Raw genomic sequence first — 16013 nt, 5'->3', positions numbered from 1 at the left:
GTTAGCTGCCGTTCGATGGAAAATGTTTCCAGATGGTAACAGATTTTCCTACCGGGAGTCACGGCGCGGCGGGAGCCCGGCGTCGGCGGGGAAATAAGACGCGTTCATAGTCGGTTGAATGCGGGCGGCGGAGCCCGTATACTCCGCTGCTCGCAGGAGAGCGCGCGTCAACTGACGCTCCGCCGAAGGCGCAAACTCCCATAATCGCTCAGGCCACCATACTGCGAATTTCATTCACGCCAACTGGAGAGAGGTTGTTGCGACAACCCACCGAAGGGGCAAGCGCCGACGGCGGCGTAAACTCTCAGGTAAACGGACAGAGGGAGGGGCGCATTTCACAGGAAACTCGTTGTGCTTACCTATATCTATCTGATCGCGATCACCGCGGAAGGGATGTCTGGCGCGCTGGCCGCCGGGCGGCGCAATATGGATATTTTCGGCGTTAGCCTAATCGCTTTTATCACCGCGCTCGGCGGCGGTACGGTGCGCGATATTCTGCTTGGCCATTATCCCATCGGCTGGACGCAACACCCCGGTTATATTTATCTCACCATCGGCGCCGGTCTTTTTACCATTATCATTGCGCGCGTGATGCACCATTTACACCGCCTGTTTCTAGTGCTGGACGCCATGGGCCTGATTGCCTTTACGATTATCGGCTGCAATGTCGCCCAGGGACTGAATTACTCCATTACGGTGGTGGTGATGTCTGGGATCGTCACCGGGATTTTTGGCGGGATTTTGCGCGATATCTTTTGCAACCGCACCCCGATGGTGTTGAAAAAAGAGCTCTATGCCTGCGTATCGCTGCTGGTGGCGCTGCTTTACCTGGGATTGAAGGCGCTTAACGTGAATCATGATATCAATCTGTCGGTTTCTTTCGCCATTGGTCTGTCGGTTCGTTTGGCGGCGATACGCTGGTCGTGGCAGCTACCGGTTTTTTCCTACGTCGCGGGGAGTTGGAAAGAGAAAGAGTAGGGGCGGGTCGAAGGTTCTCACCTTCCCCCAACGGGAATCAGTAAGAAGCGTATTGAGATTTAATTCAAGGGGAGTATCTAGAAGTGGTGGTGGGGGAAGGATTCGAACCTTCGAAGTCTGTGACGGCAGATTTACAGTCTGCTCCCTTTGGCCGCTCGGGAACCCCACCACTGGCCTTGCTGCAAGAGGCTTTCGCTTCAAGCGGGGCGCATGATACCAAATGATACGCCCCTGTAAAGCCTGATATATCAAAAAAGAACTTGTTTGCCGCTTTTTTATTCCAGGCGGCGCATCCTTGACCATTTAACGCCTAGGTCGATGCGCCGTCGGCGACTTAAAGAATAATGGTGCGATTCCCGTAAACAAAAACGCGCTGAGCCAGCACCCGGTAGAGCGCGCGGCTTAACACGTTTTTCTCGACGTCGCGTCCGGCGCGCATCATGTCGTCAGCGGTGTAGGTATGATCGACGTTGATCACGTCCTGCATAATGATCGGACCTTCATCCAAACTGTCGTTCACGTAGTGTGCCGTCGCGCCGATGATCTTCACGCCGCGCTCATAGGCCTGATGATAGGGACGGGCGCCGATGAACGCCGGCAGGAATGAGTGGTGGATATTGATAACCTGATTCGGATAGTGCTGGACAAAAGCCGGCGTCAACACGCGCATATATTTCGCCAGCACGACGAAATCCGGCTGGTATTGGTCGATCTGGGCGATCATGTGCTGATCGTGCTCTTCGCGGGTAAATCCTTCATGGCTGACCAGATGGAAGGGAATATCGAAGCGTTCGACCAGGGTACGCAATGTATCGTGGTTGCCGATAACGGCCGCGATTTCAACATCCAGGCCGCCGTAGGCGCTTTTCATCAGCAGGTCGCCCAGGCAGTGGGCTTCTTTGGTTACCAGAATGACGATGCGGCGACGGCCGGAGGTCGTCAGCTCACGAACCGATCCTTCCGGGAGCGCGCCGTCGAGATCGGCCAGCAGGGTGACGTCGTTAAATATCCCTTCCAGCTCGGTGCGCATAAAAAAACGTCCGGTGCGATGATCGACAAACTCATTGTTCTGTACGATATTGAGTTCGTGTTTGTAGCAAATGTTAGTGATTTTTGCGATGAGACCTTTAGCGTCGGGGCAAATGGTTCTGAGTACTTTTCTTTGTGCATTTTGGGGTTGCATGGGCGTGTGGATCCTGTCCAAAACTTAATAGCGTACGTATGTTTGTTTATATTGCGCGGCGCCGGAATTCGCCGCGGTCGATCTCTGTTTTACTGTCCGCAGCACTTTTTGTATTTTTTGCCGGAACCGCACGGACAGCGCTCATTTCTGCCGGTTTGCAGATGGATGCCGTCCATATAGTACCAGCGATTGTGATGGCGAAGGAAGCGTGAGCGTTCGCGCATTAATCCAGCCTGTGGTTCATCCGTCGCGGCGGTATAGCGGGCGGCGAACTCCACATAGCCTTCATCCGGCGTCGCACCCGGAGCGGCCGCCAAAATGTTAAGCCCCTGCCAGCGCGTCTCCAGGCAGCTTTCCTGAATCGAGTCGCGCCATTTTTCCGGCTGATGGGCGGGATGCCAGGTGGCTATCAGGTAATCCACGTCGTGTTTAACGTAAGCCGTATAGCGGGAGCGCATCAACGCAACGGGGTCGGGCGGCGCAACGGTGTTGCCGAGATAGGGCTGGCAGCACGAGCTATAGGGTAACCCACTGTTACAGGGGCAGATTTCCGGCACAGCTTCTCCTGAATAAAATTTAATTAAAAATTGATAAATAATAGTGGGATCCTGAATCAGGATGCCGATATGTTACCTAATAATCTCTGGAGGTGGCAATGTGCGCTAGAATGAAAACACATGAGGTCAACCATGCGACAGATAAAAATTGGTTTGGCATTGAGTTCTGGTGCGGCGAAAGGGTGGGCCCACATCGGCGTGATAAACGCGCTAACGGAGCTGGGCATTGAGATTGACGTCGTGGCCGGGTGCTCCGTCGGCGCGCTGGTCGGCGCGGCGTATGCGACGCGTCAGTTGGATGTCATGGAGCGCTGGGTCAGCGGGTTTGGCTACTGGGATGTTATCCGTCTGATGGATCTCTCTTGGCAACGCGGCGGCCTGTTGCGGGGCGACAGGGTATTCAATAGCGTAAAAAATCTGTTAAGAACAAAACAAATAGAAGATTGTGCGATTAAATATGGCGTAGTGGCGACCAACCTGAGCACCGGGCGCGAACTTTGGCTGACCGAGGGAGATCTGCATCAGTCTATTCGGGCTTCTTGCAGTATTCCCGGTTTGCTCTCTCCCGTATGGTTTAATGGCTACTGGCTGGTGGACGGCGCGGTGGTGAATCCGGTGCCGGTATCGCTGGCGCGGGCTATGGGCGCGGATGTGGTGATCGCGGTTGATCTGCAGCACGACGCCAGCCTCAACCACCATGACTTATTATCAATTAAGCCCACGGCGCCCGCACCTGAGGTGGAGCAGGACTCAGATGACTGGCGGCGTAAGATCCGCAGGCGTTTGTCGCGGGGGTTGCGTCGGCAGGCGGAGGTGTCGCCAACGGCGATGGAGATCATGAGTACGTCGATTCATATCCTTGAAAACAGATTGAAGATGACGAGAATGGCGGGAGATCCGCCGGATGTGCTGGTACAGCCCTATTGTCCGCAGATAGCCACGCTGGATTTTCACCGGGCGCAGGAGACGATTGCCGCCGGGCGTCAGGCGGTGGAAAAAAAACGTGATGAGTTGTTACCACTGGTAAATAGAACGCGTTAAGGAATGCGGTGCTGGAGACCGCGAGCGCGCACAGGCGATAAGACAAATCTGAATATTAAGCGTTTGAGGGTAAGGGGGGATTGATGGAACAACCATTGGCGGGGAAACAGGTGTTGATTATCGAGGATGAGGCTGTTTTCCGCTCAGTGCTTTCCGGTTATCTGATTTCGCTTGGCGCTTCAACTCTGGAAGCGATGCATGGGCTGGAAGGATTAAGCATTCTCGAACGCCATAGCCCGGATTTGATTATCTGCGATCTGAAAATGCCGATGATGGGCGGGATCGAGTTTCTCGAACGCCTGCGTTTAAAAGATAACGATACTCCGATACTGGTGATATCCGCGACCAGCCAGATGGCCGACGTGGCGAAAGTTTTGCGCCTTGGCGTTCAGGATGTGCTGCTCAAGCCGATCCGTGACTATAGCCGGCTGCGCGAGTCGGTGATGTCGTGCCTCTACCCGGATATGTTCACTTCTCCGGTTAACGAGATGGAGCAATTAATGCAGGATATGGACTCCCTGAATCAATCTCCGGAGGCGGTGGTAAAACTTCTGGCGCAGTTACAGCCGCCGGTTCAGCAAACGCTTGCGCGATGTCGGATCAATTACCGGCAGCTTACCGTTGCCGAACAGCCGGGGTTGGTTTTGGATATTGCCGCGCTTTCCGAAAACGATCTGGCTTTTTATTGCCTCGACGTTACTCAGGCCGTGAATAATAACGGAACGCTGGCGGCGCTATTGTTACGCACATTGTTCAATAGCGTTTTGCAGGAGCATATGGCAAACCAGCAGCACCGGCTGCCCCATTTGCCGCTTTTATTAAAACAGGTCAACCAGCTATTGCGCCAGGCAAGTCTGGAGGGGCGTTTTCCGTTGCTGGTCGGTTATTATCACCGTGAATTAAAACGGCTGATACTGATTTCCGCCGGTTTAAATGCGACATTAAATGTTAATGAAAATCAGATTGCCCTGAATAGCGGCGTACCGTTAGGCACGCTTGATGACGCTTATCTGAGACAGTTAAATCATGATTGCGACGCCTGGCAATGCCAGATTTGGGGGGGCGGCGGCCGCTTGCGTCTGATGCTTTCTACAGAATAGTCCGATAGCTGGGGTAATATCCCTTGTCTGGCGGCGTTCTCCTTCCGTTATTATTCTTTATTTCCTATGATTGAGCGATCGTCTTAATTTTTATTGGGCTGAGGCGTTGGACAGGCGTGGCCGCGTTAAACTGGTATACTCATCCGGTTTTTAGACCAGACAATTAAAAGTTCATTATTTGAACGATATATAAGAGGTTGTTTATGTCGATTGTGAATAAAAAAGTTAAAAAAGCGGTTATTCCCGTTGCCGGGTTGGGAACGCGTATGTTGCCCGCTACGAAAGCAATTCCTAAAGAGATGCTCCCGCTGGTTGACAAACCGCTGATCCAATATGTTGTCAATGAGTGTATCGCCGCCGGGATCAATGAAATCATTTTGGTTACGCACTCATCTAAAAACTCTATCGAAAACCATTTTGATACCAGCTTTGAGCTGGAAGCCATGCTGGAAAAACGCGTTAAGCGCCAACTGCTGGAAGAGGTGCAATCCATCTGCCCGAAACACGTTACCATTATGCAGGTGCGGCAGGGATTGGCGAAAGGCTTAGGCCATGCGGTATTGTGCGCCCATCCATTGGTCGGGGATGAACCCGTCGCCGTTATTTTGCCCGACGTGATTATTGATGAATATAAATCCGACCTGAAAAAAGACAACCTAAGCGAAATGCTGCATCGTTTCTCTGAAACGGGCCATAGCCAGATTATGGTTGAGCCCGTCGATAATGTCAGCAGCTATGGCGTCGTCGACTGCCAGGGTGCGGCGTTAAAGCCGGGCGATAGCGCGCCGATGGTTGGGGTGGTAGAGAAGCCGAAAGCGTCCGAGGCGCCTTCTAATCTCGCCGTTGTCGGCCGCTATGTTCTGTCCGCCGGAATTTGGTCGCTGCTGGAAAAAACGCCCCCGGGAGCGGGTAATGAAATTCAGTTAACAGACGCTATCGCGATGTTAATGGAAAAAGAGACGGTGGAAGCCTACCACTTAAAAGGCGTCAGCCATGACTGCGGCAATAAACTTGGCTATATGCAGGCCTTCGTTGAATACGGTATGCGCCATGAAAACCTGGGGCCGCAGCTGACGCAATGGCTACAGGAAACGGTTGAAGAAAAAAATTAATATTTATACTCGTCATACTTCAAGTTGCATGTGCGTTGGCTTTGTTACTCGCCCCGTTGGGGCCGCCGCGTGATTCGGCCTGATGGCCTCACCCCTCCGGGGTCAGCGCAAGCGCTGTTCAAAAACGCTTTAGCGTTTTTGTCCTGCAACTCGAATTATTTAGAGTATAGAAAAGTTTGCTCTCTGTTTTATTACCGAGGCGGAGAGCATGGCTTTTTTCTTGCATTGGGTTTATTTTCCAAAAAAAACGCCCTTGATAAAAATCAAGGGCATCTTGTATTTTTTTATTAAAAAATCGATCAGATCAAGAAATCGTCTAAAGATTTGCCTTGTTCTTCGATCGCTTTTTTGATTACCGCCGGAGTGCGGCCTTGGCCTGTCCAAGTTTTAACTTCACCGTTTTCGTCGGTATATTGATATTTGGCAGGACGGGCGGCTCGTTTGCTTTTGCCTATTGATTTGACGGAACCCAAAGACTGTAATAGTTCATTAGGATCAATACCGTCGGCAATCAGCATATCGCGGTACTGTTGTAATTTACGCGCACGTTCTTCAACTTCAGCTTGAACCTGGCTTTCTTCTTCGCGGCGTTCATTTACCACGACTTCCAGCTTTTCCAGCATTTCTTCCAAAGTATCCAGACTGCATTCCCTGGCCTGGGCGCGCAGCGTACGGATATTGTTTAGAATCTTTAGTGCTTCGCTCATTGTGATAATCTCAAATTTATATTATTGATGGCGTGTAGTGTGATAATAGAGTGCTATTTTCTTTTCTGCAATAGTCAAATTTGTAAGTTTGTTAAAAAATATCATTTTTAAAACGGATATCACATGTCATGTCGCATGAATATAAATACGGACATCCCGAAAAGAAATACATTTAACCCGTCATTTTCCCAGCGCCGGCGCCGCTGATAAGATATTGTGACGCAGCCCAATGTTATAAGGAATGATTATATCCATATTGCGCTATCAATAGATGAAACTTGGTGATTTTGCACAACTAATAGCCATTGCGCGGCCTAATGGGGCGTTGTTACAATAACGCTTACCTTATACATGATATATATATCCTAAATAATTCGAGTTGCAGGACAAAATGTTATCCGGTGGAACGACGCAAGGCATCGGCCCTTAACGGGCGAGGCGCAGTTATTAAGCCGCCTGGCTAGGCAAGATAATTTGCCCGCCGCGGCGAAAGCCAGAACGCCACTCATGCATCCCGATGCGCTTACGTGCGAGTGATTCGGGCGGCGCCATAAAGGGGCAGGGATAGGCCGAGTAACGCGAACCGCGCGTCTGCAGCTTGAAATATGACGGGTATCGCCTGGTTTTGGGAGCCTCGGGTTATGGCGCAACTTTATTTTTATTATTCGGCAATGAACGCAGGGAAATCCACCGCACTGTTGCAGTCATCATATAACTACCAGGAACGCGGTATGAGAACGGTGATTTTTACTGCGGAAATAGATACTCGATATGGCGTTGGGGTCGTCAGCTCACGGATTGGCCTTTCCGCGCCGGCGCGCTTGTTTAATCAGCAGACGGACCTATTTAGGTTGCTGGCTAAAGAGCACCGTCGCCAGCCTATTCACTGTGTATTAATTGATGAATGCCAGTTCTTAACCCGCGAACAAATCAGCGAACTCTCTGACGTGGTGGACCAATTAGATATCCCGGTATTGTGTTACGGTTTGCGAACGGATTTTCGCGGCGAATTGTTTTCCGGCAGCCACTATTTATTAGCCTGGGCGGATAAGCTGGTCGAGCTTAAAACCGTGTGTCATTGCGGCCGGAAAGCCAACTGCGTATTACGCTTGGACCCTGCGGGAAATCCTTTGCAAGAAGGGGATCAGGTGGTTATCGGCGGTAATGAACATTATATCTCCGTTTGCCGGAAGCATTATAAAACGGCGCTAGGTTTAGTCAGGAGCGAAACCGAATAAAAAGGCCGAGCGGAACAGATAAATTCCTTAGAAGCCGCTTAAGGCGGCGCATTTTCTGGCCGAGCCCTTTCGCGGCCTAATTTCAATCTTATGCGAACGGATCTATCCACGGTAATAGAATTATCAGACATGGAAAGGCGCCCAATCCGTATTTAATGCCGATCGTTTAAGCATCGAGATACACGGGGCGACCACCGGGGGTGAGGCGTCCCTACGGGAACCTCCCCGGTGTTTCCCCTAAAAACCGGCTTAAGTGAACGGCATTACCCATATTGGGCTTATCCGTCTTTATGACGCCGGGCCGCCGTAAGCCGGCCGGTGCGAAATAGCGGCTAATCCGTGTCGTGACGGCTATGAGCAATAAAGCGCGGTATCGATGAAGATAATGTGCGTCGTGGCTTATCGGCGCCTGGTGAGGCCGTCAGGGCGTTATATCGTAAGCGGTATGGATAAATCCGCTTTTCGCGGGAAGGGCGCGCGACGCACGCCGGTTGCGCCCGTAACCTTGAGCCGCCGGCGACTTCGCCGGGCAGCGCCGGTTTTTCGTAAGATAAAAAAATGCCCCGCCGGATAACCCGGCGGGGCGGAGAGGTGCTTCCCGGCGTAAACGGCCTCTGCCGAGGCCGTTATTTCAGGATGCTTAGTTGGTCACTTTCTTTGCATGCTTCGCCGGTTTTGCCGCCGGCTCAGCGGCGGCTTCGACCGTCTCTTCCTTAGCGGCGTTTTCAGAGTACTTACGTCCGTAGTATGTATCCAGCAGGATTTGCTTCAGCTCTGAAATCAGCGGATAACGCGGGTTAGCGCCGGTACACTGGTCATCAAACGCATCTTCAGACAGTTTGTCCACTTTCGCCAGGAAGTCGGCTTCCTGTACGCCGGCCTCACGGATAGAGGTCGGAATGCCCAGATCGGCCTTGATCTCTTCCAACCAGTTCAGCAGTTTCTCAATTTTCTGCGCGGTGCGATCGCTTGGCGCGGTCAGCCCCAGGTGGTCGGCGACTTCGGCGTAACGACGACGGGCCTGCGGACGGTCGTATTGGCTGAACGTGGTTTGCTTGGTCGGATTATCGTTGGCGTTATAGCGGATAACGTTGGCAATCAACATCGCATTCGCCAGACCGTGAGGAATATGGAACTCTGAGCCCAGCTTGTGCGCCATAGAGTGGCAGACGCCGAGGAAGGCGTTGGCAAACGCGATACCAGCGATAGTGGCGGCGTTGTGGACGCGTTCACGGGCGACCGGGTTCTTGGCCCCTTCATGATAGCTGGCGGGCAGGTTTTCTTTCAGCAGTTTCACCGCCTGAAGAGCCTGACCGTCGGAGTATTCATTCGCCAGTACGGAGACATAGGCTTCCAGCGCGTGGGTTACCGCATCCAGACCGCCAAAGGCGCACAGCGATTTCGGCATATTCATAACCAGATTCGCGTCGACAATCGCCATATCCGGCGTCAAGGCATAGTCGGCCAGCGGATATTTCTGACCGGTCGCATCGTCGGTCACCACAGCGAACGGCGTCACTTCGGAACCGGTGCCCGATGTTGTCGTAACGGCGATCATTTTCGCTTTTACGCCCATTTTCGGGAATTTGTAGATACGTTTACGGATATCCATAAAGCGCAGCGCCAGTTCTTCGAAGTGGGTTTCAGGATGTTCGTACATGACCCACATGATTTTCGCCGCATCCATCGGGGAGCCGCCGCCCAGCGCGATGATGATATCCGGTTTGAAGGAGTTCATCTGCTCCGCGCCTTTGCGCACGATGCTCAGCGTGGGGTCCGCTTCAACTTCGAAGAAGACTTCGGTTTCCAATCCCTGGCGTTTCAATACGTCGGTGATCTGGTCGACATAACCGTTATTGAACAGGAAGCGGTCGGTTACGATGAATGCGCGTTTTGCTCCGTCGGAGGCGACTTCTTCAAGTGCGACAGGCAGTGAGCCGCGACGGAAATAGATTGATTTGGGAAGTTTATGCCACAACATATTTTCTGCTCGCTTAGCTACCGTTTTCTTGTTGATCAGGTGCTTAGGACCGACGTTTTCCGAGATGGAGTTGCCACCCCAGGAACCGCAGCCCAGCGTCAGTGAAGGGGCGAGTTTGAAGTTATACAGGTCGCCGATACCGCCTTGCGAAGCAGGCGTGTTGATCAAGATACGGGAGGTTTTCATCATGTGGCCGAAATGGGCGACACGTTCCGGCTGGTTATCCTGATCGGTATACAGGCAGGATGTGTGGCCGATACCGCCCATCGCCACCAGTTTTTCCGCTTTGAGGACGGCGTCGTTAAAATCGGCGGCGCGGTACATTGCCAGCGTCGGCGACAATTTTTCATGCGCAAAAGGTTCGGAATCGTCGATATCGGTCACTTCGCCAATCAGCACCTTGGTCTTCGCAGGAACGCTGATGCCGGCCAGTTCGGCGATTTTCGCCGCGGGCTGACCCACGATAGCGGCGTTTAACGCGCCATTCTTCAACAAAATGCCCTGTACCGCCTGGAGCTCTTTGCCCTTAAGCATGTAAGCGCCGTGCGAGGCGAAACGTTCACGTACGGCGTTATAAACGCTGTCGACGACGACCACTGACTGTTCCGACGCGCAAATTACGCCGTTATCAAAGGTTTTTGACATCAGGATTGACGCCACCGCGCGTTTGATGTCGGCGGTTTCGTCGATAACCACCGGCGTGTTGCCCGCGCCTACGCCGATTGCCGGTTTACCGGAGCTGTAAGCGGCTTTTACCATGCCCGGGCCGCCCGTCGCCAGAATCAGGTTGATATCCGGGTGATGCATTAGCTGATTGGACAGCTCAACGGAGGGTTGATCGATCCAGCCGATGATGTCTTTCGGCGCGCCGGCGGCGATCGCGGCTTGTAAAACGATGTCTGCGGCTTTGTTGGTGGCATTTTTCGCCCGCGGGTGCGGAGAAAAGATGATGCCGTTACGCGTTTTCAGGCTGATTAACGCTTTGAAAATCGCGGTGGATGTCGGGTTGGTGGTTGGAACGATACCGCAGATCAGACCGATAGGCTCGGCGATGGTGATAGTGCCGAAGGTATCGTCGGTGGAGAGAACGCCGCAGGTCTTTTCATCCTGGTAGGCATTGTAAATGTATTCGGAAGCGAAGTGGTTTTTAATCACTTTATCTTCCACAATCCCCATTCCGGATTCAGCGACCGCCATCTTCGCCAACGGAATGCGGGCGTCTGAAGCCGCTAACGCGGCAGCCCGGAAGATTTTGTCGACTTGCTCTTGAGTATAATTGGCGAATTCACTCTGCGCCTTTTTTACTCTTTCGACCAGTGCGTTAAGTTCAGCAAGATTTGTTACGGGCATAATGCTCTCCTGATAATGTTAAACTCTTTCAGTCAATGGTCAGTCAAGTGACAAAGTATAGATAAACGCGCAATATTGCGCCGCCGACTTCTTACTTACGCGTTCGTCGCCACATTCATTGACTCAAAGAGCTCATTCGCAGTTATGCTGATGGTTATCCTCCGTATCTTCAGGTTTGCCGTTACGCCGTACCCAAAGGGTTTTTTGTAAGCGACGCCAATAATAAGGCGACTAATCCACCTAACCCGATGGCAAAAAGCATACCTGTTTACTCGTCATTTTTTTGTGATCTTCATCTAAGTTTTTTCATGCTGACACCATTCAGCAGGGGTATTTTTGCACACTATCAGCGGTTTTTGCCCGGAAAGATGGACTGCTTGCCGCACCAATAGGTCTGGGTAACGCGGGACAGCGGTTTTGGGCTTTATTGCATCCGCTAAGCTGCAGGTAAAATTCGGCATACGGAGATGGATAAACAGCGCTGATTACACTACATTAGCGCCGATAGGGCGTCTCTCTGCGAACGGTAACCCATCCGGGGTGATATGTGGTTCAGTCATTGTTGAGTTTTTCCGACTATATAAAGTTTTTATCGGATTATTTGCGCTGATCAATCCGATAGGCATTCTTCCCGTGTTTATCAGCATGACGAACTATCAGGCTGCGGAAGGGCGCGATAAAACCAACCTGACGGCCAACTTCTCCGTCGTGGTGATTTTGTGGATATCGCTGTTCTTCGGCGACAGTATCTTGCGGCTATTCGGCATTTCGATAGACTCCTTCCGCATCGCCGGCGGCATATTGGTCATGACGATAGCCATGTCGATGATTAGCGGCAAGCTGGGGGAAGACAAACAAAACAAGCAGGAAAAGACGGAAACGGCCAATCGCGAAAGTATCGGCGTCGTGCCGTTGGCGCTGCCGTTAATGGCCGGTCCCGGGGCCATCAGTTCCACCATCGTCTGGAGTTCCCGTTATCATGAGTGGCGAAACCTGGCGGGGCTGTCTTTAACTATCGCGCTGTTTGCGTTTTGCTGCTGGCTGCTGTTTCGGGCAGCGCCGCTGCTGGTTAAAATTCTCGGCCAGACGGGAATCAACGTTATTACCCGTATTATGGGGCTATTGCTGATGTCGCTGGGAATTGAGTTTATTGTGACCGGCGTTAAAGCGCTCTTTCCGGGATTATTATGATCGTCCGAACCCGTTAGCATTTATACTCGTCATACTTCAAGTTGCATGTGCGTTGGCTGCGTTCAGTCACCCGAATCACTTACTTGAGTAAGCTCATCGGGACTCCTTCTCTTGCCGCCTTCCTGCAACTCGAATTATTTAGAGTATATCTGAATATCGCGTTCGCCGGCGACGCGGTAAAAAGCGATACCGCGCCCGGCCTTATTTACCTATTTTCTATCTATAGCATAAATAAAACTGATATCTGAAAAAGTTTTTACATAATATTTATACGTTAATCGTGATCCGGATCCCTCCTTACTCTCGCTGATAGTTCATTTATTTGTGAAATTAATAACATTTCTGCGGGAGAATTAACGCTATATAGCCTAAATAATTCGAGTTGCGGAACAACACGCCAAGAGCGTTTTTGAATAGCGCCTGCGGCGGCCCAAGGAGGCGGACAACAACGCCAACGCACCTGCGGCGTGAAGTATGCCGGTATAGCGGGATCTATTGTCGCCGCTTGGAATATGCGCGATACGGCGGTTTTTTATACCGAGAGCGGGCCCATTTTGCGGGGTTTTTTGTATTGCATCGCCGGCGTTCTAGATGCTGATATTCTCTATGGATTGGCTTAACGCATAGCTTATTGTTTTGCGGTTGTGTTTATAACATTTACAAAAAAATAAACCGTATCGATTTTAAATATATTGGCGAATTAATTTCCTTTTGATAGCGTCGAATTGAGCGGTTACTTGTTGTTTATTGATAAGATAAATTGATGAATGATGTTGGTGCCTAGTCGTGTTTTTGCATATCGCTCGCTTTTATCCGCTGTATCGGGCTAATGGCGCGCCATCGGGCGTATTAGCCTTGAGGCTCGGTCTCAGAGCAACGGATGCGGGTTATCGGCGCGCGGATGTCGTAACGGGTCATAAAAACAGGAGGAGATAATGGCATACATGACAACAACAAAAAAAAGCGTGGCCGCAGGCATTATTGCCGCGCTGAGCATGGCGTCCGGCGTTTCCGCCTGGGCCGCTACGGTGCCCGCGGGCGTTGAGCTGGCGGCAAAGCAGGAGCTGGTGCGCAATAACGGGGCCGAGGTCGCCTCATTGGATCCCCATAAAATAGAAGGCGCGCCCGAGTCCAATGTGTCGCGCGATATACTGGAAGGGCTGGTCACCTCCGATGTCAATGGCAAGGTTATCCCCGGCGCGGCGGAGAGCTGGGATAATAAGGCGTTCAAAGTGTGGACCTTCCATCTGCGCAAAAACGCCCGTTGGTCCAATGGTGACCCTGTCACGGCGCAGGATTTTGTCGATAGCTGGAGGCGCCTGGCCGATCCGAAAACCGCCTCTCCCTACGCCAGCTACCTGCAATACGGCCATTTGCTGAATATCGATGATATTATCGCGGGTAAAAAATCGCCGGAAACTCTGGGCGTAAAGGCCGTTGACGGCCATACGCTGGAGGTGACTCTCTCTGAAGCCGTGCCTTACTTCTATAAGCTGCCCATCTATCCGGCGATGTCGCCGGTTTATAAAAAAGCGCTGGAGCAGTTTGGCGATAAATGGACCCAGCCGCAAAACTGGGTCGGCAACGGCGCCTATAAGCTGAAGGAGTGGGTGGTGAACGAAAAGATTGTGCTGGAGCGCAACCCTTTCTATTGGGATAACGATAAGACCGTTATTAATAAGGTCACCTATCTGCCTATAACTTCGGAAGTGACCGACGTTAACCGCTATCGCAGCGGCGAGATTGATATGACCTATAACTATCTGCCTATCGAGCTGTTTCAGAAGTTAAAAAGAGAGATCCCGCAGGAGGTCGAAGTCAATCCGTATCTATGCACTTACTATTATGAAATTAATAATCAGAAAGCGCCGTTTACCGACGTACGGGTAAGAACCGCGCTGCGACTGGGGCTGAGTCAGGATATTTTAACCAATAAGGTGAAAAATCAGGGCGATACTCCGGCTTACGGTTTTGTGCCGCCCTATATTGATGGCTTTAAGGCCATGCAGCCGGCGTGGTTTGGCTGGCCGCAGGAGAAACGCAACGCCGAGGCGAAAAAATTACTGGCGCAGGCCGGTTTTACGGCGGATAAACCGTTAACGCTGAGCCTGCTGTATAATACGTCCGATCTGCATAAAAAAATGGCGATCGCGGCGGCGTCCATCTGGAAACAGAATATCGGCGTGAATGTGAAGCTGGAGAATCAGGAGTGGAAAACCTTCCTTGATAGCCGCCATCAGGGCAATTTTGATCTTGCGCGCGCCGGCTGGTGCGCGGACTACAATGAACCTTCCACCTTTTTCAACAGCATGCTGTCGGACAGCAGCAGCAATACCTCCCATTATAAGAGCAGCGAGTTCGATGCGCTGATGGCCAAATCTCTGCAGGTCAAAACGGAGGAAGAACGCGCCGAGGTTTACCAGCAGGCCGAAGCCTTACTGGATAAAGAGGCGGTTATCGTCCCGGTTTATTACTATGCCAACACCCGGCTGGTAAAGCCTTACGTCGGCGGTTTAACCGGTAAAGATCCGATGGATAATATCCATGTGAAAGATCTCTATATCATCAAACATTGATAATCGCGCGGGCGGGGCGGAGAGATGCGCGTCGCCGCGCTTATCCGCAGGTTTTATAGGTACGGGCAATGTTAAAGTTTATTTTTCGTCGCTGTCTGGAAGCGATACCGACGCTTTTTATCTTGATAACGATTTCATTCTTTATGATGCGCCTGGCGCCAGGCAGTCCTTTTACCGGTGAACGTAACCTTCCGCCGGAAGTTATGGCCAATATTGAAGCCAAATATCATCTTAACGATCCGATATTAAAACAGTACGGCAGCTACTTATGGCAGCTGGCTCACGGCGATTTCGGTCCTTCATTTAAATACAAAGATTATTCCGTCAACGATCTGGTGGCGTCTTCATTTCCGGTTTCCGCCAAGTTGGGAGCGGCGGCGTTCCTCTTCGCCGTCTTTTTCGGCGTCGGCGCCGGCGTGGTCGCCGCGCTGAATCAGAACACCCGATGGGACTATACGGTGATGGGATTTGCGATGACCGGCGTGGTTATTCCCAGCTTCGTCGTGGCGCCGTTGCTGGTGCTGATCTTCGCCATTACGCTGCGCTGGCTGCCGGGCGGCGGCTGGAACGGCGGAGCGCCGCGGTATATGATCCTGCCGATGGTCGCTTTGTCGCTCTCTTATATCGCCAGTATTGCGCGTATCACCCGCGGTTCGATGATTGAAGTGCTGCACTCCAACTTTATCCGCACCGCGCGCGCCAAAGGGCTACCTCTGCGCCGCATTATTCTGCGTCATGCCCTAAAGCCGGCCTTGCTGCCGGTGCTCTCGTATATGGGACCGGCTTTTGTCGGCATTATTACCGGCTCGATGGTTATCGAAACCATTTTCGGCTTACCCGGTATCGGGCAGCTTTTCGTGAATGGGGCGCTGAACCGTGACTATTCGCTAGTGCTTAGCCTGACTATTTTGGTCGGCGGTTTAACCATTCTCTTTAATGCGATCATCGACGTGCTGTACGCCGTTATCGATCCGAAAATTCGCTACTAACCGGGGGCGT

The 16013-nt window shown here is 51.9% G+C and carries 11 protein-coding genes, 1 tRNA gene, 1 pseudogene and 1 riboswitch; of the genes and pseudogenes, 8 read left to right on the top strand and 5 right to left on the bottom strand.

The window, feature by feature from the left end:
- Nucleotides 1-233: 233 nt before the first annotated feature.
- A riboswitch (glycine riboswitch) is annotated at nt 234-330 on the top strand.
- Between the two features lie 21 nt (nt 331-351).
- Nucleotides 352-978 carry a trimeric intracellular cation channel family protein gene (locus tag VSX58_RS03160; RefSeq protein WP_327616785.1) on the top strand — a complete coding sequence of 209 codons (627 nt, stop codon included), beginning with the start codon at nt 352-354 and terminating at the stop codon, nt 976-978.
- Between the two features lie 84 nt (nt 979-1062).
- On the opposite strand, the gene VSX58_RS03155 is transcribed toward VSX58_RS03160, so the two are convergent.
- The 3 genes from VSX58_RS03155 to VSX58_RS03145 form a co-directional block, all read right to left on the bottom strand.
- Nucleotides 1063-1147: transfer RNA gene (locus tag VSX58_RS03155), tRNA-Tyr, on the bottom strand.
- 165 nt (nt 1148-1312) lie between these two features.
- A complete protein-coding gene (gene purU / locus VSX58_RS03150; RefSeq protein ID WP_327613547.1) occupies nt 1313-2161 on the bottom strand; it encodes a formyltetrahydrofolate deformylase in 849 nt (282 codons plus the stop codon).
- Between the two features lie 89 nt (nt 2162-2250).
- Nucleotides 2251-2718: a YchJ family protein gene (locus tag VSX58_RS03145; RefSeq protein WP_327616783.1), complete on the bottom strand. Its 468-nt coding sequence runs from the start codon at nt 2716-2718 to the stop codon at nt 2251-2253.
- A gap of 132 nt (nt 2719-2850) precedes the next feature.
- On the opposite strand from VSX58_RS03145, the gene rssA reads away from it, so the two are divergent.
- The 3 genes from rssA to galU all read left to right on the top strand — a co-directional run bounded on the left by rssA (nt 2851) and on the right by galU (nt 5971).
- Nucleotides 2851-3759, top strand: coding sequence for a patatin-like phospholipase RssA (rssA, locus tag VSX58_RS03140; protein ID WP_327616782.1), 909 nt, complete (start codon nt 2851-2853; stop codon nt 3757-3759).
- A gap of 83 nt (nt 3760-3842) precedes the next feature.
- Complete coding sequence (rssB, locus tag VSX58_RS03135) at nt 3843-4859, top strand: two-component system response regulator RssB (protein ID WP_327616780.1); 1017 nt, start codon at nt 3843-3845, stop codon at nt 4857-4859.
- 203 nt (nt 4860-5062) lie between these two features.
- Nucleotides 5063-5971 (top strand): UTP--glucose-1-phosphate uridylyltransferase GalU, encoded by a 909-nt coding sequence (gene galU / locus VSX58_RS03130; protein WP_327616779.1) that lies wholly within the window; start codon nt 5063-5065, stop codon nt 5969-5971.
- A gap of 299 nt (nt 5972-6270) precedes the next feature.
- Here galU and hns read toward each other — a convergent pair whose 3' ends face one another.
- Nucleotides 6271-6678, bottom strand: a complete 408-nt coding sequence (gene hns, locus VSX58_RS03125; RefSeq protein ID WP_327616777.1) for a histone-like nucleoid-structuring protein H-NS — start codon at nt 6676-6678, stop codon at nt 6271-6273.
- 641 nt (nt 6679-7319) lie between these two features.
- On the opposite strand from hns, the gene VSX58_RS03120 reads away from it, so the two are divergent.
- Nucleotides 7320-7916, top strand: a complete 597-nt coding sequence (locus VSX58_RS03120; protein ID WP_327616775.1) for a thymidine kinase — start codon at nt 7320-7322, stop codon at nt 7914-7916.
- Between the two features lie 640 nt (nt 7917-8556).
- Here the strand turns inward: VSX58_RS03120 and adhE are convergent.
- Complete coding sequence (gene adhE / locus VSX58_RS03115) at nt 8557-11247, bottom strand: bifunctional acetaldehyde-CoA/alcohol dehydrogenase (protein ID WP_327616773.1); 2691 nt, start codon at nt 11245-11247, stop codon at nt 8557-8559.
- 547 nt (nt 11248-11794) lie between these two features.
- Here adhE and VSX58_RS03110 point away from each other — a divergent pair.
- The 3 genes and pseudogenes from VSX58_RS03110 (at nt 11795) to oppB (ending at nt 16003) form a co-directional block, all read left to right on the top strand.
- Nucleotides 11795-12438: pseudogene (locus VSX58_RS03110) on the top strand (YchE family NAAT transporter).
- A 944-nt stretch (nt 12439-13382) separates the two neighbouring features.
- The gene (gene oppA / locus VSX58_RS03105; protein WP_327616771.1) at nt 13383-15014 is read left to right on the top strand and encodes an oligopeptide ABC transporter substrate-binding protein OppA; all 1632 of its coding nucleotides are present in this window, start codon (nt 13383-13385) and stop codon (nt 15012-15014) included.
- Nucleotides 15015-15082: 68 nt separating this feature from the next.
- On the top strand, nt 15083-16003 hold the full coding sequence (oppB, locus tag VSX58_RS03100; protein ID WP_327613537.1) for an oligopeptide ABC transporter permease OppB: 921 nt from the start codon (nt 15083-15085) through the stop codon (nt 16001-16003).
- Nucleotides 16004-16013 lie beyond the last annotated feature (10 nt).

Source organism: Brenneria populi, from assembly GCF_036016195.1.
Classification (GTDB): domain Bacteria; phylum Pseudomonadota; class Gammaproteobacteria; order Enterobacterales; family Enterobacteriaceae; genus Brenneria; species Brenneria populi.
Note: the sequence above shows the minus strand (reverse complement) of the source record. Positions and strands in the feature narration are given on the sequence as shown.

Excerpts from the sequence above, each read along its gene's own strand:
- rssB (WP_327616780.1), top strand. The coding sequence starts at position 3,843 with ATGGAACAACCATTGGCGGGGAAACAGGTGTTGATTATCGAGGATGAG.
- adhE (WP_327616773.1), bottom strand. The coding sequence starts at position 11,247 with ATGCCCGTAACAAATCTTGCTGAACTTAACGCACTGGTCGAAAGAGTA.
- galU (WP_327616779.1), top strand. The coding sequence starts at position 5,063 with ATGTCGATTGTGAATAAAAAAGTTAAAAAAGCGGTTATTCCCGTTGCC.
- rssA (WP_327616782.1), top strand. The coding sequence starts at position 2,851 with ATGCGACAGATAAAAATTGGTTTGGCATTGAGTTCTGGTGCGGCGAAA.
- VSX58_RS03120 (WP_327616775.1), top strand. The coding sequence starts at position 7,320 with ATGGCGCAACTTTATTTTTATTATTCGGCAATGAACGCAGGGAAATCC.
- oppA (WP_327616771.1), top strand. The coding sequence starts at position 13,383 with ATGACAACAACAAAAAAAAGCGTGGCCGCAGGCATTATTGCCGCGCTG.
- purU (WP_327613547.1), bottom strand. The coding sequence starts at position 2,161 with ATGCAACCCCAAAATGCACAAAGAAAAGTACTCAGAACCATTTGCCCC.
- oppB (WP_327613537.1), top strand. The coding sequence starts at position 15,083 with ATGTTAAAGTTTATTTTTCGTCGCTGTCTGGAAGCGATACCGACGCTT.
- hns (WP_327616777.1), bottom strand. The coding sequence starts at position 6,678 with ATGAGCGAAGCACTAAAGATTCTAAACAATATCCGTACGCTGCGCGCC.